The 15,778-nt window shown below is 63.8% G+C and carries 14 protein-coding genes and 2 tRNA genes; 6 read left to right on the top strand and 10 right to left on the bottom strand.

The genetic code is table 11. From position 1 onward, the window contains the following. Positions 1-38: 38 nt before the first annotated feature. The gene (locus tag T331_RS0111285; protein WP_026440084.1) at positions 39-1,022 is read right to left on the bottom strand and encodes a Gfo/Idh/MocA family protein; all 984 of its coding nucleotides are present in this window, start codon (positions 1,020-1,022) and stop codon (positions 39-41) included. An 85-nt stretch (positions 1,023-1,107) separates the two neighbouring features. Between T331_RS0111285 and secD the strand changes: the two genes are divergently transcribed. The 3 genes from secD (at position 1,108) to T331_RS0111270 (ending at position 4,488) form a co-directional block, all read left to right on the top strand. Then, positions 1,108-2,688: a protein translocase subunit SecD gene (secD, locus tag T331_RS0111280; protein ID WP_008492633.1), complete on the top strand. Its 1,581-nt coding sequence runs from the start codon at positions 1,108-1,110 to the stop codon at positions 2,686-2,688. An 11-nt stretch (positions 2,689-2,699) separates the two neighbouring features. After that, positions 2,700-3,647: a protein translocase subunit SecF gene (gene secF / locus T331_RS0111275; protein WP_211248717.1), complete on the top strand. Its 948-nt coding sequence runs from the start codon at positions 2,700-2,702 to the stop codon at positions 3,645-3,647. A gap of 88 nt (positions 3,648-3,735) precedes the next feature. Next, on the top strand, positions 3,736-4,488 hold the full coding sequence (locus tag T331_RS0111270; RefSeq protein WP_026440082.1) for an EAL domain-containing protein: 753 nt from the start codon (positions 3,736-3,738) through the stop codon (positions 4,486-4,488). 147 nt (positions 4,489-4,635) lie between these two features. On the opposite strand, the gene T331_RS0111265 is transcribed toward T331_RS0111270, so the two are convergent. Next, a complete protein-coding gene (locus T331_RS0111265; protein ID WP_026440081.1) occupies positions 4,636-5,577 on the bottom strand; it encodes an MBL fold metallo-hydrolase in 942 nt (313 codons plus the stop codon). A 195-nt stretch (positions 5,578-5,772) separates the two neighbouring features. Next, positions 5,773-5,937 (bottom strand): hypothetical protein, encoded by a 165-nt coding sequence (locus T331_RS19940; protein ID WP_155992692.1) that lies wholly within the window; start codon positions 5,935-5,937, stop codon positions 5,773-5,775. Positions 5,938-6,148: 211 nt separating this feature from the next. Between T331_RS19940 and T331_RS0111255 the strand changes: the two genes are divergently transcribed. Both T331_RS0111255 and T331_RS0111250 read left to right on the top strand, forming a co-directional pair. After that, complete coding sequence (locus tag T331_RS0111255; RefSeq protein ID WP_026440080.1) at positions 6,149-6,508, top strand: hypothetical protein; 360 nt, start codon at positions 6,149-6,151, stop codon at positions 6,506-6,508. 44 nt (positions 6,509-6,552) lie between these two features. Beyond that, the gene (locus T331_RS0111250) at positions 6,553-7,821 is read left to right on the top strand and encodes a DUF445 domain-containing protein (RefSeq protein ID WP_008492627.1); all 1,269 of its coding nucleotides are present in this window, start codon (positions 6,553-6,555) and stop codon (positions 7,819-7,821) included. A 126-nt stretch (positions 7,822-7,947) separates the two neighbouring features. On the opposite strand, the gene T331_RS0111245 is transcribed toward T331_RS0111250, so the two are convergent. From T331_RS0111245 to T331_RS0111235, 3 genes are all read right to left on the bottom strand, one after another. Next, positions 7,948-10,212 carry an FdhF/YdeP family oxidoreductase gene (locus T331_RS0111245; RefSeq protein WP_026440079.1) on the bottom strand — a complete coding sequence of 755 codons (2,265 nt, stop codon included), beginning with the start codon at positions 10,210-10,212 and terminating at the stop codon, positions 7,948-7,950. 95 nt (positions 10,213-10,307) lie between these two features. Further along, positions 10,308-10,814: an FUSC family protein gene (locus T331_RS0111240; protein WP_026440078.1), complete on the bottom strand. Its 507-nt coding sequence runs from the start codon at positions 10,812-10,814 to the stop codon at positions 10,308-10,310. A gap of 214 nt (positions 10,815-11,028) precedes the next feature. After that, positions 11,029-11,115: transfer RNA gene (locus T331_RS0111235), tRNA-Leu, on the bottom strand. 184 nt (positions 11,116-11,299) lie between these two features. On the opposite strand from T331_RS0111235, the gene T331_RS0111230 reads away from it, so the two are divergent. After that, a tRNA-Asn gene (locus T331_RS0111230) sits at positions 11,300-11,375 on the top strand. Positions 11,376-11,661: 286 nt separating this feature from the next. Here T331_RS0111230 and T331_RS0111225 read toward each other — a convergent pair. The 4 genes from T331_RS0111225 to T331_RS0111210 all read right to left on the bottom strand — a co-directional run bounded on the left by T331_RS0111225 (position 11,662) and on the right by T331_RS0111210 (position 15,772). Next, complete coding sequence (locus T331_RS0111225) at positions 11,662-12,444, bottom strand: cyclase family protein (RefSeq protein ID WP_008492608.1); 783 nt, start codon at positions 12,442-12,444, stop codon at positions 11,662-11,664. 34 nt (positions 12,445-12,478) lie between these two features. After that, a complete protein-coding gene (locus tag T331_RS18150) occupies positions 12,479-13,675 on the bottom strand; it encodes an MFS transporter (RefSeq protein ID WP_008492607.1) in 1,197 nt (398 codons plus the stop codon). Positions 13,676-13,686: 11 nt separating this feature from the next. After that, on the bottom strand, positions 13,687-14,631 hold the full coding sequence (locus tag T331_RS18145; protein ID WP_051622329.1) for a SphA family protein: 945 nt from the start codon (positions 14,629-14,631) through the stop codon (positions 13,687-13,689). A 154-nt stretch (positions 14,632-14,785) separates the two neighbouring features. Further along, positions 14,786-15,772 (bottom strand): fumarylacetoacetate hydrolase family protein, encoded by a 987-nt coding sequence (locus T331_RS0111210; protein ID WP_026440077.1) that lies wholly within the window; start codon positions 15,770-15,772, stop codon positions 14,786-14,788. Positions 15,773-15,778: the final 6 nt, after the last annotated feature.

Genomic DNA, 15,778 nt, shown 5'->3' with positions numbered 1-15,778 from the left:
TCGCCGCTTTTTTGTAAAAAAGCGGCACCAAAAAACTTTTATAAACTCAGAGTCGGGATCAGCCCGCTGGCCTCGGCCATGGCCCGGCTTTCAGCGATGGACGCACTCACCATCAACGCCGCCGCCAGAGCGTGCTTGCCCGCCAGCCCGTCCACCACCACCGGCTCGCCGTCCAGGCAGGCGGCGAAAAATGCCTCATGTTCGGCCGAAAGCGCGTCATGGTCCTGCCAGCCCGCCTGTTCGATGCCGAATTCCGGAAAGCCCGGCACTTTCACGCCAATCCCCCGCCCCACCAGGGTCAATTTCCGGGCCGAGAAATCCACGGTCAGATAGCCGGTCTGGGAGAAGATGCGCATCTTGCGCTCGGTCTTCAGCGAGATGCGGCTGGCGGTGATCGTCGCCACCGCGCCCGAGGCGAAGCGGATGCGGGCATTTGCGATGTCGTCGAAGGTGCTGGCCACCGGCGCGCCGACCGCGTCCACGCTCACCACCTCCGAGTCGGCCAAAGTCAGGATCAGATCGAGATCATGGATCATCAGATCCAGGATCACCGAGACATCCGTGCCGCGCGGCTTGAAGGGCGCGATGCGCACCGCCTCGATATAGAGCGGGCGGCCCATGCGTGAGGAGAGCGCGCCGTGTGCCGCGGAGAAGCGCTCCAGATGCCCGACCTGCAGCACCCGGCCCGCCTGCGCGGCCAAACCGATCAGCTCATCAGCCTGCGCCAGCGTCGCCGCGATGGGTTTTTCCACCAGCACATGCTTGCCCGCGCGCAAGGCCCGGGCGGCGTGCTCGTAATGATACTCGGCCGGGGCGGCGATGATCACCGCATCCGCCTCGGCCAGAATTTCCTCAACCGATTTCACCGGACAGCCCGCTTCCCAGGCCACCTCCTTGGCGCGGGCGGGGTTGGGGTCCGCCAGCCCGACGAGCCGGGCGCGCGTTGCCCCCGCCAGTTTCAAAGCATGGTAGCGGCCAAAATGACCCGCCCCGATCAAGCCCACCTGCAATCGCTCGCTCATATCTTAAGCGCTCTATTCCGCTCCGGGGTTGCGCGCAACGCTCTGCCCCGCCATACGGCAAGCGGTTTGGCATTTTTCGGAGCCCGTGTTGCTTTATTTCAGCCGTGCGAAGACTTTCGGTATCCTGCTTGTCGTCGCCCTCGGGGTGTTGCTCAGCCTGCCCAATCTCTGGGCGCGGCCGGGGTTTCTGCCCGCTTTCCTGCCCTGGAACCAGGTGCATCTCGGGCTCGATCTGAAGGGCGGCTCCTATCTGCTGCTGCAGCTGGATACGGATGCGATCCAGAAACAGGATCTCGGCCAGCTGGTCGGCGAGGCCCGGCAGACGCTGGTGAAGGATAATCTCGGCTATAAGGATCTGCACGCGGACGCCGCCAGCCATCAGGTGCTGCTGACCCCGCTGGCGGGCCAGGGGCCGCAGGCGCTGAAAGCGCTGCAGGGGCTGATCACCTATCTGCCGAATTCGCCGACGCCGAGCCTGGCCGTGGCGCAGCAGCCGGATGGCAGCATCGCCCTCTCCATCCCCGCCCAGGCGCAGAAAGCCCGCGACACCCAGGCGGTGCAGCAGGCCATTACCATCATCCAGCGCCGTATCGACGGCTCGGGCGTGCTCAACCCGCAGATCCAGCGCCAGGGGGACAGCCAGATCGTCGTGCAGCTGCCCGGCATCTCGGACCCGGAGCGGGTGAAGACGCTGATCGGCACCACCGCGCATATGACCTTCCAGATGGTCGATGCCAACGCCACGCCGGGTCAGCCCGCACCGCTGGGCGATGAGTGGCTGCCAATGTCCGATAATCCGCAGCAGAAGCTGGCGGTGCTGAGCAATGTCGCCGTCGATGGCGCGGATCTGCAGAACGCCCAGGCCAGCACCGATCCGCAGACCGGGCAATGGGTGGTGAATTTCACCCTCAATGCCGTCGGCGCGCGGGAATTCGCGGATACCACCACCGCCAATGTCGGCAAATTATTTGCCATCGTGCTGGACGGCAAGATCATCGAGGCGCCGGTGATCCGCGAGCCGATCACCGGTGGCTCGGGTCAGATTTCCGGCAATTTCACCGCCCAGTCCGCCACCGATCTGGCGCTGCTGCTGCGCGCCGGCGCGCTGCCCGCACCGCTGAACATCGTCGAAGAGCAGAGCGTGGGGCCGGAGCTGGGCGCGGATGCGATCCGCGCCGGGGCGATCTCGCTTGGCGTCGGCTTCCTGCTGGTGCTGTTCTTCATGGCGCTGTTCTACGGGCTGTTCGGCTGGTTCGCGAATATCGCGCTGGTGGTCAATCTGGTGCTGATGCTGGCCATCCTCTCGGTAATGGGCGCCACCCTGACCCTGCCCGGCATGGCCGGTATTTTGCTCACACTCGGCATGGCGGTGGATGCCAATATCCTGATCAATGAGCGCGTGCGTGAAGAGGTGAAGGGCGGGCGCAAGCCGCTGGCAGCACTTGAGGCGGGCTATAAGCGCGCTTACGGCACCATCATCGATTCCAACGTCACCACGCTGCTGGCGCACGTGACCTTGTTCATCTTCGGCTCGCCGCCGGTGCGCGGCTTCGCCGTGACCATCTGTGCCGGCATCATCACCACCATGTTCACCGCCACGGTCGTGGTGCGGCTGATTACCTCGCGCTGGTATGCCGCCCGCCGTCCCGCCGCCCTGCCCGTCTAGGACCAGCGATCATGTTCACCAAACCGGCTTTCCGCTTCGTCCCGGACGGGACCAAGATCCGCTTCATGAATGGCCGCTTCGCCGGCTTGATCACCTCGGCGGTGCTGTCTCTGGCCTCGGTCGTGCTGTTCTTCCATCCGGGCCTGAATATGGGTCTGGATTTCAAGGGCGGCGTGGTGCTGCAGGTGCAGACCCCGCAAAAGGCCGATTTCGCGGCCCTGCGCGGCGCCCTCGCCGGGGCCGGGCTCAGCGACGCGGCGCTGCAATCGGTCGGCAATCAGGGCGATCAGGTGCTGATCAGCCTGGAGAGCCGGGCCAATGCCGGCGCCACCCAGACCGCCATCGGCGAGGTACAGCAGGCGCTGGACAAGGCCGCCCCCGGTTCGAAAATCCAGTCCACCCAGGCGGTCGGCGCCTCGGTCTCGGACCAGCTTTTCACCCAGGGGCTGGAGGCGCTGGGGCTCTCCTTCGTGATGATCCTCGTTTATATCTGGTTCCGCTTTGAATGGCAGTTCGCGGTTGGCGCCGTGGTGACGCTGATCCTGGATACGACCAAGACCATCGGCTTCATGGTGATCACCCGCATCCCGTTCGACCTGGTGACCATCGCCGCGATCCTGACCATCATCGGCTACTCCACCAATGACAAGGTGGTGGTCTATGACCGGATGCGGGAGAATCTGCGCAAATATAAAACCATGGGGCTGCGGGATCTGATCGATCTCTCGATCAACGAGACGCTGAACCGGACCCTGGGCACCTCGGGCACCGTGTTCCTCGCCGCCCTGCCGCTGGCCTTGTTCGGTGGCGCCGCCCTGTCCGGCTTCGCCTGGATCATGCTGTTCGGCATCGTCGTCGGCACCTCCTCCTCCATCTTCATCGCCGCGCCCATCCTGCTCTTCCTCGGCGAGCACCGGCTGCGCCGCTCGGCAGCGCCGGTGAAAAAGCCATCCGATTGAAAAAAGAGTGAAATTTCCCTCGCACGGGGGGTTTAAGTCTGTTAGAACCGCCGAGTGTTATTTTTGAACAACTCTCGGTAATTTAGACATGCCCCCCAAGGCGGCCGGCATTGCCCTCGCCGACACGTTGCGTCTGCGCTACCAGCCCATTTTCCGCTTGCGCGATGGGGCGGTTTGCCATGCCGAAGTTCTCGCCCGCAGCCAGACGGCGGATGGCCAGCTGCTGGGGCCGCAGGCGATTGTGGAGATGATGTCCTGCCCGGACGCGGCGTTGCACCTTACTCTTGCGATCATGGACCGGGCGCTGGGCGAATATGTCGTGCATGGCTTGCACCGGCGGGGACTGGAGCTGGCCTTCAACCTGCCGCTGAATGTTCTGGTTTTTCCCGGCCTGATCGAACGGATCCGCACCGTGCAGGCGAAATATGGGCTGGAGGCCACGGCGCTGCGGTTTGAATTGACCGAGACGCAACCGGTGCGCGACCCGCCCGCCGCCCTGGCCAGCATCGCGGACTTGCGGGCGCATGGCTATCTGCTGGCGCTCGACGATGCGATACCCGGCATGGCCTGCCTGGAGGCACTGCTCGACGCGCCCCTCAGCGCGATCAAGCTTGACCGCTCCGTGGTCACCGATGAGAGCGCCGACGCCACCATGTTCATCCGCGCGATGACCGGCAGCGCCCAGCGCCACGGCCAGGATGTCGTCGCCGAAGGGATCGAGACGGCGGCGCAGATGCGGCGCATGCAGGCGCTGGGCGTCTCGCACGGGCAGGGCTATTTCTTCGCCTGCCCGCTGACCGCCTTGGACCTTGCGGAGATGCTGGCCACGGCGGCAGGCTGAGAGACTGTTTGAAAAGCCACTCTGGCGGCCGCCAAGCGGCGATTTGCTGCGCTCCGGTGCTCACGTACCTTAAGTACGCTCCGCTCCGGTGCTCGCAAATCACCGCTTGACGACTCACCATAGTGACCTTTGAAACAGCCTCTGAGTTTACGCCGCCGCGAGGGCGAAGCGGCGCTTGGAATCCTCCGCCATCCGCTCGATCCGCTGGCGCCAGGCGGGGCTGCTGGCGGCTTTTTCCAGCATCATCAGATTATCCGCATGCAAGCCGGCCGCCGGCGTCAGCTCATGCACCAGCCCTTCCTTTGAGAGCTTCAGCAGATGCGCCAGCACATTGCGCTGTGCCGCCGCCTTCAGGAACGGATCCGCCTTGGCGTAGAGATCCGCGGCGAGGGCGGCGACACTCCAATCCTGCCGCTTCAACGCCTCCAGAATGCTGCGCTCGCGCCGTTGCCGGTGGCCGAGCAGCTCCGCCGTCAGCCCCCTGGGGTCGCGCAGCAGCGGGCCGTGGCCGGGCAGGAAGAGATCATCGTCGCGCGCCAGCAGCCGCTCCAGCCCGCGATAATAATCCGCCATGTCGCCATCCGGCGGGCTAACGATGGAGGAGGACCATGACATCACATGATCGCCGCTGAACAGGATTTTTTCTCCCCCCTGCCCGCGCCAGGCGAAGCAGAGATGGTCCGCCGCGTGACCGGGTGTGTGCAGGGCGGTGAAGCCCTGCAGCTTGTCGCCATCCCGCAGGGGCAGATCCGGGTTGAAGTCCGCGCGCATCGGCCGGTGGAAGGCCGCGACCTTGGCGCCGGTCTGGGCGGCCAGGGCGGGCAGGCCGGCATAATGGTCGCCATGGGTATGGGTGAGCAGGATCAGCCCGAGCTTGCGCGCCCCGATGGCGGTGATGAGATCGCCGATATGCGCCGCATCGTCCGGCCCAGGATCGATCACAACCAGCCCCTCCGGCGTGTCCAGCAGATAAGAGTTGGTGCCGTGATAGGTCATGATGCCGGGATTATCGGCGACGATCCGGCTGATCCCGGGGAGGACATCGAGCACCACATGACGTTGCGGCACGGCTTCAGACAAAAAACCCATGCCCGCATCATGCTATGCGGGGGGATGATGGGCAATCACACATGGCTGTTTGAAACGCCACTCTGGCGGCCGCCAAGCGGCGATTTGCCGTGCTCCGGTGCTCACGTACTTTAAGTACGTTCCGCTCCGATGCTCACAAAACCCCGCTTGGCGACTCACTATAGCGACTTTTGAAACAGCCGATTATCCGCTGTGTCAGCCGAAATTATAGGCCAGCCACAACACGCCCAGCACCGCGGCGACGCAGACCACGCCCAGCACCACCGGCAGCACCGCGCCTTGCGACGGGGCGCGGCTGAGCCCGTGCGGAAAATGCCCGCCGGGGCCTTGGGAGTTGTGAAGATAATCTTTTATATTCATTGCCTTGACCCTCCATCTTGCGATGGCACGCGATATTCACAGACCGCTTTTTCGGACAGAGACTGACGCCGCCCGGCGATTGCGCCGGACTGATCCTCAAGTCCGACGATACGCCCCAGATCCTTTAAAATGCAATAAAAACCGTGCGGGTCATGGTTGCGGCGCGCGCCGGGCTTGGCCATCGTGAGGAAGCTGTATGAGGGGGATATTCATGGTCGGACGGCATCTCTGTTTTGCCATCTGTCTCGGGCTGCTGGCGGGTCCGGCTTTGGCGCAGAGTAGCGGCATTGTCGGGGCGGATCGCGACCCATCCTGCCAGGCGGTGGGGGGCATCGGCTCCTATACGGATTGCCGGCGCAATGGCGTGCAGATCGACCCCAGCTCCGGCCTGGCGCTGAATGCGCAGGACCAGTGCAATTCCGTCGGCGGGGTGAATGACGGCCAGGGCTGCTACCGCGACAATGTGCAGGTGAACCCACTGACCGGCATGAAGGCACAGCCGAGCGATCCGGGCTATGTCCCGCAAGGCGGACAGGGCCTGCCCGGCCTGCCGGGAGAGGGCAGCAATTAGCCGCCCTGTGTACTTGCAGGCGCAGCTGGGCCATCTATTTCCGCATGGCCATGCCGCAAGACCCTGACGCCCCCCTGCGCACAGCGCTTCGTCGCCACAAAGCCTTCGCCTCCTCGCTGCTGGTGCTGATGGCCGCCCTGGCCCTCGGCAGCTACTGGCTCCCCCCCTCCGGCTGGACCGAGCTGCTGCGCGACGCCGCCAAGGCCGGGTTCATCGGCGGGGTGGCGGACTGGTTCGCCGTCACCGCTTTGTTCCGCCACCCTCTGGGGCTGCCAATCCCGCATACCGCGATTCTGCCGGCGCAGAAGCAACGCCTGGGCGATGCGCTGGGGCGCTTCGTCGCCAACCATGTGTTCACCGAGGCCGATATGCGCCGGTTGCTGGCGGAGCTGGATGGTGCCGCCATTCTGCGCCGCTTCCTGGCCGACCCGGCTGCTTCAAGGCCGCTGGCCGAGGCGCTGGCCGGGATGCTGCCGAAGCTGCTGGCGAGCATCGAGGATGGCCGGGCCAGGCGCCTGCTCAACCGGCTGTTGCCCAAGCTGGTCGGCGGGCGCGCCGCCGGGGTGGTGGTGGCGCGCGCCCTGGCCGGGCTGGTGGAAGGCGGCAAGCACCAGGAGATGTTCAGCTTCATCCTGGCCCAGGTGAAGGAGATGCTGGCGGCACGGGAGGAAAATCTACGCGAGGCGATCAAGGAGCGCGTCGCCGAGCATGGCGGCAAATTTGTCGGCTGGGCGGTGGGGGCGGGCATCGCCAAGCGCGTGCTCTCGGCGGTGAATAGCGAGCTGGACAAGATCAGCCCGGACAGTTCCGAAATCCGCGACGCCTTCGATGAATGGGCACGCGCCGAAATCGCCAAGCTGGAGACCGACCCGGCTCGCGCCGCCGAGCTCGGCCAGGCGCTGCGCGGGGTGATGACGCATGAGACGGTGCAGGCCTGGGTCTGGGATGTCTGGGCGCGGATGCGCCGGGCGCTGGAGCTGGATGCCGCCAACCCGCATGGGCGCTCAGTGGCGGTGATCGAGGCGGCTTTGGTCAATCTGGCCGAGGTGCTGGGGCGTGACGAGGCCACCCAGGCGCGACTGAACGAGGCGCTGCGCGGCGGCGTGCTGCGGCTATTGCCCAGCGCCCAGGCGGAAGGGGCGAAATTCATCGGCCATGTCGTCGGCGCCTGGGATGCGAAGACCATCACCGAGAAGCTGGAGCTGCGGGTGGGCAAGGACCTGCAATATATCCGCGTGAATGGCACGCTGGTCGGGTTTGTGCTGGGGGCGGCGCTGAGCCTGCTGGCGCGGCTGGCTCCGGCGCATCCGTGAACGCAGCATAAGGCTTTGCGATATAATTAAAAATTTTTGGCTTTGAAAAGGCTGGGGGGTTGCAACGCGGTCGCCACCGCCCCAGCATTTTTTGCCGCTTTTTGAAAAAAGCGGCACCAAAAACTTTTACGACTTTACAATCCTTACCGGGATCGACTTGGCCGCCGGCGTGCCGGAGATCTCGTCGTGATGCCCAATCGGCAGCAGCGGGTTCAGCTCCGGGTAATAGCCGGCCAGGCTGCCGCGCGGCATCTGGTAGGGATACACGGTCAGCCCCATCACCCGGCGCTCCACCCCGTCATCCGCGATCGTCTCCAGGCCCACAATAGCCTGCGGCGCGATGCCGTAATCGCGCATATCCGCCTCATTCATAAACAGCACCATCCGCCCGTCATAGACGCCGCGATACCGGTCCGAGTTGGAGTAGATGGTGGTGTTGTACTGGTCGTGCGAACGCACGGTGGAAAGGCGGAACATCTCCGCGCCGCCAATCGGCTTATCCTCATCCAGCCCTTCGATGATCAGGAAATTTGCCTTGCCGGTGTCGGTCTTCCACTGCCGGGCGCGCGGCGGGTTGTTGAGGTGGAAGCCGCCCGGCGCCTTGATCCGCTGATTGAACCCGGCGAACAGATCCGGATACACATCCGCGATGCGGTCGCGGATGAGGTTATAATCCGCGATATACTCCGCCCAGGGCACCACGCTGTTGGGCAGCGTCGCCATCGCCATGCGGCAGACGATCTCGATTTCCGAGCGCAGATCGGCACTTGCCGGCTCCAGCACCCCGCGCGAGGCGGTGATGTTGGACATCGCATCCTCGATGGTGACGAATTGCGGGCCGCTGGCCTGGTTGTCGATCTCCGAGCGGGCAATGACGGGCAGGATCAAGGCCTGCTTGCCATGCACCAGATGGCCTCGATTGAGCTTGGTGGCGATGCCGACGGTGAGGTTCAGCCGGCGCATCGCCTCATAGGCGGCGAACGTGTCCGGGATGGCGTGGATGAAATTCCCGCCCATGCCGATGAACACCTTGGCGCTGCCCTCGATCATCGCCTTCACGCTCTCGACCACATGATGGCCATGCTCACGCGGCGGGGCGAAGCCGAATACTTCCTGCAACTTGTCCAGATAGGCTGGGGTCGGCTTCTCATCGATGCCGACCGTGCGGTCCCCCTGCACGTTGGAATGGCCGCGCACCGGGCAGATGCCAGCTCCGGGCTTGCCGAAATTCCCCCGCAGCATCAACAGATTGGCGATCTGCTGGATCACCCGCGCGCCTTGCTGGTGCTGGGTGACGCCCATGCCGAAGCAGATGATGGTGGCGTTGGAGGCGATATAGACATCCGCGCAACGCCGGATCTGCGCTTCCTCGATGCCGGAGACCGCGACGATATCCGCCCAGCTGGTGGCCTCGATATCCGCCTTCAGCGCCGCGAAGCCATGGGTATGGTCGCGGATGAATTCCTCATCCAGCACCTTTTCCCCGGCCGCATCGCGCTCGAACAGCACCTTCATGATGCCCTTGAGCAGCGCCACATCGCCGCCGATCTTGATATGCACGAATTCGCTGGAGATCGGGGTGGACTGGAAGGTGGCCATCTCCACCATGTCCTGCGGCTCGGTGAAGCGGATCAGAGCGCGCTCGGGCATCGGGTTCACCGCCACGATCGGCACGTTGCGCTTCCTGGCATGCACCAGCTCGGTCATCATGCGCGGGCTGTTGGTGCCGGTATTCTGGCCGATGATGAAAATCGCCTCGGCCTTGGCGAAATCGCCGATCACCACGGTGCCCTTGCCGATGCCGATCGACATTGGCAGGCCGCGGCTGGTCGGCTCGTGGCACATATTCGAGCAATCGGGGAAATTATTGGTGCCGAATTCGCGCACGAACACCGAATAAAGGAAGGCGGCCTCGTTGGAGGTACGGCCGGAGGTGTAGAATTCCGCCTCATCGGGGCTGGCGAGGGCGTTCAGCTCGCTGGCGATCAGCTGATAGGCATCGTCCCAGGAGACCGGCACGTAATGGTCGGTGGCGGCATCATAGCGCATCGGCTCGGTCAGGCGGCCTTGCTCCTCCAGCCAGTAATCGGACTGCGCCATCAGCTCGGTGACGCTGTACTGGGCGAAGAAGTCGCGGGTGACGCGCTTGCGGGTGGCTTCAACGGCCAGCGCCTTGGCGCCGTTCTCGCAGAATTCCAGCTTCTTCTCGCGGTCCGGATTCGGCCAGGCGCAGCTCGGGCATTTGAACCCGTCCGGATGGTTCATCTTCAGCAGCGCTTGGCTGCCTTTCACCACCACACTCTGTTCCAGCAACACCTTGGCGGTGGCTTTCGCCGCCCCCCAGCCACCGGCCGGCGCCTTATAGGTTTCAAAGCGCAGCTTTTCCGACATGATCACCACTCCCCAGCGGATTGTTCGTGACGCTAAATGAGTGTCCCTGCCCGCCGCGACAAGTTGCAATGCAGCAACACCGCCCCGCTTATTGCTCAGCCCTGGGTCGGTCTGGCCTCGTGCGCGTCCAGCCAGGTGATGGCGCGTTCCGCCAAGGCGTGGAAGGCGATGCCGATGAGCCCGCCCAGCAGCACCTCGCTGCCTCGCCAGATGCCGGTCTGGAGAATCGTATCGCCGGGATCGACGGTGAGCAGCACGATCGGCGCCGTCCACATCGAAACCCGCAAATTCGGCCAGAGCCGCACCAGCACGGCGCAGAAACAAACGGCCCCGGCCAGTTGCAACGGCACCGGCGCGCCAAAGGCGACCAGCGCGCCACCGATAATCACCGCCGAGACGACGCCGACGAGCGTGCCGGTGAGCCGCCAAAGCGCGGCGCGGCTGGTATCGTTGAGTTTTTCCTGGGAGACGATGATGCCGCTCATCGTCGCCCAGACCGGATGCGGCAGCCCGACGCCACGGGCCGCCAGATAAGCCAGCGCGGCCGCAGCTGAGCAGCGCAGGACGAAGGCTATGTGCCGGTAGATCTCATCACGTGTCATTCATCGCCCCGGCGCCTGGTTTCAGCCCGTGTGAGCTTCCAGGAACCGTGGCGCCTTGTCCAGATGAGGGGCACAGGCGGCGGCGATCGAGATTTTTGCGGCAATCCGACGGATGATTCGCGATTTTGCGCAATGCCCCGCGCCGCTTTTTTGCGGCCGGTTTTGACGCGGGCTGAAGCGCGGTGCGGGCCGATGAAAGAGGGGTTGGGAAGCCTGGTGCGGGTGGTCGGAATCGAACCGACACTCCATTGCTGGAACCGGATTTTGAGTCCGGCGCGTCTACCAGTTCCACCACACCCGCCTGGCTGCGCCTTCTGTAAGTGAGGCCAGCGGCGAAATCAACTGGCCGGGCCGCCCCTGCCCCCGCGAAGCGGCTGTTTTTTAAGCTGAACAAGCGCTTACAGGGCGTTGAGGAGAAAGCTGTCATTTATTTGCCAAGGGCACTTGCCAGCCTCCGGGGCGTTGTTTATAGAGCCGCCCACCGGTCCCGAATAGCTCAGTTGGTAGAGCAAGCGACTGTTAATCGCTCGGTCGTAGGTTCGAGTCCTACTTCGGGAGCCAGGTTTTTCAATGAACAATTTCGCTGCTTTCGAACCTGCTGGATTTGTTGGCCTGGCCAAAAGACAGGGCTGAAAAGCTCGTCCCAAACGGGCAAGCTCACAACGCCTTGGATAACGCCAGCGTAAACGCCGCGCGCTGCCAGGGCGAACGGCGCGACAGCTCCTGGTCTGACATCGTCAAAGTATCCGTGCCGTAAAAGCCCCTGCGCGGGGTTGGGGGCGCTCAGATCGTTTCTTATAGGGCCGCGGCGCAGGTCAGCGGCACAAAGGAGGGTTAAAGACGGCGATCACGCCGTCTCCGCCTCCCATACAGCGACCGCCCGGGTCCAGCCCGCCGAGCCATTCTTGATTTTGGTCGGAAAGCAAATGATCTCGAAACCAAAGGGCGGCAGCTCGGCCAGGCGGGCGAGCTTTTCCAGGTGACAATAGCCGATCTTGGCGCCGGCCTTGTGCCCTTCCCAGATCAACGACGCATCGCCGGTTTCGGCAAAGCGTCTGGCTGTAAGGGGAAAGGGCGCGTCCCAGCTCCAAGCGTCGGTGCCGGTGACACGCACGCCCCGCTCCAGCAAATATAAAGTCGCCTCACGGCCAATGCCGCAGCCTTTGCCCAGATAAGCCGGGGTGCCATATGCCGCGCCGGCGGCGGTGTTGATGACCACGATATCCAGCGGCCGCAATGTATAACCAATCCGCCGCAACTCCGCCTCAATATCCGCCGCGGTCGCCACGTAGCCGTCTTCCATATGCCGGAAATCCAGCTTGACGCCGGGACGATAACACCAATCCAGCGGCACTTCGTCGATCGTGATCGCGCGCGCGCCGTCATCCATCGTCGGATGATAATGCCAGGGCGCGTCGAGATGCGTGCCGTTATGGGCGGTGACCTGCAAGCTCTCAACCGCCCAGCCGGCCCCATCCGGCAATTGGTCTTGCGTGAGACCGGGGAAAAAATTCAGCACTTCCGCGACGCTTTGGGCGTGATCCTGATAGAGGATTTTTGGGCGCAGCGGCGGCGGGTCGGCCGGGGTGTCGTTATCGATGGCGACGGAAAGATCGAGAAAGCGTCTCATTCAAGGTCACTCCGGAAAAAGCGGGGGGAGGCGTTCAGTCGGCCGCCGGCAGAGCGGCGGCCTGAACGCGGATGGCCAGAGGCGCGAGCAAGGCGGGCAATATCAAGGCCACCAGCCCCCAGCCGCAAAAAGCCATGGCGCTCACCAGGCTGACCCCGCCATGGCGCAAGAGCAGGATGACAAGCGGGCTGAGGAATTCACCCAGGAACACGCAGCTATTGAAGCCCCCGGCGCCAACCCCGCGAACCTTTGAGGGCAGCGCCGCCAACGCCCAAGTGATCAGCCCCACCAGCAGCAGGCCGCACCCGAAGCCGTTCAAACAGCCGCCCAGAAGCAGACCGCCCTGCCCCTTGCTGACCGAAACCAGCAGCAGCCCCGCGCCAGCCGCGAAAAACCCGCCGCCGAACACCGGCACATAGCCAAAGCGCACCAGCAGGCGGAACAGCAAGGCGCCGGCCAGTACCGAGGCCTGGTTGCCGGCGGAAAGCAGCCCCGCCGTGGCCGGTGAATCGAGCCCCAGCCCGTGCAGAATGAAGCTGAGCTGAATGGGCACCATCAGCAGCGCGATACCGGTGACCAAGGCAAACGGGTAAGCCACGGCCAGCACCCGCCAGGGCAGCGTCTGCGCCCCCAGATGCGGCGTCAGCCGATGCGGCCGGGAGGGCTCCCACAACAGCTTCAATGCAAAGGGAAACATCACGATGCCGGCGACATAGAGCCAGAACGGCGTGCGCCAGCCAAACTCTCCCAGCGCGCCGCCGAGCCCGAAAAACACCGCGGCCGCGAAAGACGCGACCGCCCCCTGCAGGGAGAGCCAGAGCATACGGCTGCGGCCTTCGAAATAATCGCCGATCAGCGCGGTGCAGATGGTCATCACCACCGCCTCGGCAAGCCCCAGCCCGGCACGCGAGAGCACGATCGCGTGCAAGCCCTGCAAATAGAGCGGCGCGGTGCCGAACAGCGTGTAAACCAGCAAGCCGATCAGCAGCAGACGGCGTCTGCCGAATCTGTCCGCGAGCCAGCCGGCCAAGGGCGAAAACACCGCGATCATCAGGGCCGGGATGGTGAGCATCACCGGCGTCAGGGCTGCGACATTGGGGGTTGTGATGAAATGCGCCTGCACCTCGGCCAGCACCGGCCCAAGCAGGACCGCGCCCAGAATGGGCAGGCACGACCCGCACAGCAACAAAATACCTTGGCCGGTTCCGGCCTGGCGTTGCGTCTCGTTCATTCTCCGCTCCTTCAGCTGGCGTGCACCGGCGGGGCCGGCGGCGGCGGCGCGAATAACGGAAAGCCGATATTCACCCAGAGATTATTTTCCTTCGGCGCGTTTTTTGAAATCACGTCGAACTGATCATTGACGTTGACGATGAAGGGGATCTTCCCCAGGAACCGGCCGCTATAGGTAATGGAGGGGCCGATCCTGAAAATCTCCTGACGCGAACCGGGTATTGCCGCGCCATATTGGCTGTCGCGCTGATATTCCTGCAACCAGCCGCCGGTCACGCCAAGCTCGACCGGCCCGATATTCCAGCCGGCGATATAATCCGCCAGGTAGGCATCGCCGGAATGGTAATGGGTGCGCGTATTCGTGCTGTTGAAGAAGAGGCGGTTGGAAACGCCGATATCCAGCCCATGCGGGTTGTTGTAGCGCAGCGAGAGCACCGGCGAGTAGGTGGTATAGCCGGAGGCGATGGCGGGCTTGCTGGCGCTGTAGGCGCCGGTAGGTAGAATGAAGTCAAACCCGCTGGCGATTTTGAAATTCCGCGTCACGTTCCATTGCCCGAGAAACGGTGTGATGGTGAAATTCGCCACACCGGCAGTATGAAATTTCTGCCCGAATATTTCGGTGTTCAGCACCACGATCGGCGGGACGATTTGCGTGTAGAGACGCCCATTGCCCGGCAAAGTCACTGGCCAGCTGATCAGGATGCGCGGCGTGGTTGAAACGGAATGCACCTTGAAGGGAGGGATCTGCTTCTTGTTGCCGCGGCTATCCGTGAGATAGCCGGCGCCGGATACGTCGGTTTGGTCCAACAGGAAAATCCCCGGAATCGGCGGCAAGGAGGCAATGCCGATCGAGGTGGTGCCGACGGGATAAGGCGCGCTGTCATTTTCGAACGCCAAGGCCGGTGCCGCCGCGAGGCAGCATGAGAGGGCCACGGATAGTTTCAGGATTTTTTTCATTTCCCCAGACTTTCTCGTTATAAAGGCGCTTTGCGCGCCGCTTGGACGGTTGCGATCAATCCATAATCATGAACGTTTGAAAAATTTAGTTTTTATATGGCTCCCATTGAGCGTCTCTATCGGCAAAGCAATTTCGCCAGGACGGCTGATAAAATCATGAGATTTCCTGGCGCGGCGCGGCGACGACGCGTTGCGACAAGGCACCGAACGGCGCATGGCCATCGGCATCATAAGCCGTCATCGCGACCTCATCGCCAAACTTCAGGAAGGCGGTGCGCGGTTCGCCGTGCAAGATCATCTCGCCGCCGCGCATCTCCGCGATGCAAGCACTCCCCACACGCTGCGGCGCACCTTCCGAAACGGTTCCCGAGCCCAGCAACGTGCCTGCGCAGAGGCAGCGTGTGCGGGCGGCGTGGCGGATCAGTTCCGGAAAGCTGAAATCCATCGCCGCGCCATCGGGTTGGCCGAACAGCGCGCCGTTCAGGCTGACCGAGAGGCGCAATTTCACCCGCCCCTGGTCCCAGGCGGCCCCCAGCTCATCAGGGGTGATCGCCACCGGCGCGAAGCTGGTGGAGGGCTTGCATTGCAGCCAGCCAAAGCCGGTGGCCATTTCCCGCGCGGCAAGCGCACGCAGGCTCCAATCATTGGCGATTGTCAGCAACCGGATCGCCCGCTGCGCCTCCTCCAGCGTTGCCCCCATCGGCACATCGCCCAGGCATATGGCGAACTCGCCCTCGAAATCGATCCCCAACGCTTCCGAGGGAAATGGCACATCCTCGCACGGGCCGAGCAGGCTGTCCGATCCGCCCTGGTAGATCAGCGGCAGATCGCCCTGCACATTCTTCTCCAGGCGCAGCGCCCTGGTCATCAACGCGCCATGCGCCAGGAAGGCGGAGGCATCGAGCCATTGAAAGCTGCGCGGCAGCGGCGCCATCGCCTGCTCAGGGTCGAAAGCGAAGCTCTCGCATTGGCCGTCGTTCAAGGCCTGATACAAGTTGCGAAGCGCCGGTTCGCGCGCCTCCCACTGGTCCATCAGCGCCAACATGGTGGGCACGGGCGCCAGGCAGGCGCGGGAGAGATCACGCGAGACCACGGCCAGCCGCCCATCGCGGCTGCCATCACGCAAACTGGCCAGCTTCATGAGTCG

The sequence above is a fragment of the Acidocella facilis ATCC 35904 genome, assembly GCF_000687875.1.
Lineage (GTDB): Bacteria > Pseudomonadota > Alphaproteobacteria > Acetobacterales > Acetobacteraceae > Acidocella > Acidocella facilis.
This window is presented reverse-complemented; position numbering and strand designations above follow the sequence as displayed.

Excerpts from the sequence above, each read along its gene's own strand:
- T331_RS0111285 (WP_026440084.1), bottom strand. The coding sequence starts at position 1,022 with ATGAGCGAGCGATTGCAGGTGGGCTTGATCGGGGCGGGTCATTTTGGC.
- secF (WP_211248717.1), top strand. The coding sequence starts at position 2,700 with ATGTTCACCAAACCGGCTTTCCGCTTCGTCCCGGACGGGACCAAGATC.
- T331_RS0111270 (WP_026440082.1), top strand. The coding sequence starts at position 3,736 with ATGCCCCCCAAGGCGGCCGGCATTGCCCTCGCCGACACGTTGCGTCTG.
- T331_RS0111265 (WP_026440081.1), bottom strand. The coding sequence starts at position 5,577 with ATGGGTTTTTTGTCTGAAGCCGTGCCGCAACGTCATGTGGTGCTCGAT.
- T331_RS19940 (WP_155992692.1), bottom strand. The coding sequence starts at position 5,937 with ATGAATATAAAAGATTATCTTCACAACTCCCAAGGCCCCGGCGGGCAT.
- T331_RS0111255 (WP_026440080.1), top strand. The coding sequence starts at position 6,149 with ATGGTCGGACGGCATCTCTGTTTTGCCATCTGTCTCGGGCTGCTGGCG.
- T331_RS0111250 (WP_008492627.1), top strand. The coding sequence starts at position 6,553 with ATGGCCATGCCGCAAGACCCTGACGCCCCCCTGCGCACAGCGCTTCGT.
- T331_RS0111245 (WP_026440079.1), bottom strand. The coding sequence starts at position 10,212 with ATGTCGGAAAAGCTGCGCTTTGAAACCTATAAGGCGCCGGCCGGTGGC.
- T331_RS0111240 (WP_026440078.1), bottom strand. The coding sequence starts at position 10,814 with ATGACACGTGATGAGATCTACCGGCACATAGCCTTCGTCCTGCGCTGC.
- T331_RS0111225 (WP_008492608.1), bottom strand. The coding sequence starts at position 12,444 with ATGAGACGCTTTCTCGATCTTTCCGTCGCCATCGATAACGACACCCCG.
- T331_RS18150 (WP_008492607.1), bottom strand. The coding sequence starts at position 13,675 with ATGAACGAGACGCAACGCCAGGCCGGAACCGGCCAAGGTATTTTGTTG.
- T331_RS18145 (WP_051622329.1), bottom strand. The coding sequence starts at position 14,631 with ATGAAAAAAATCCTGAAACTATCCGTGGCCCTCTCATGCTGCCTCGCG.
- T331_RS0111210 (WP_026440077.1), bottom strand. The coding sequence starts at position 15,772 with ATGAAGCTGGCCAGTTTGCGTGATGGCAGCCGCGATGGGCGGCTGGCC.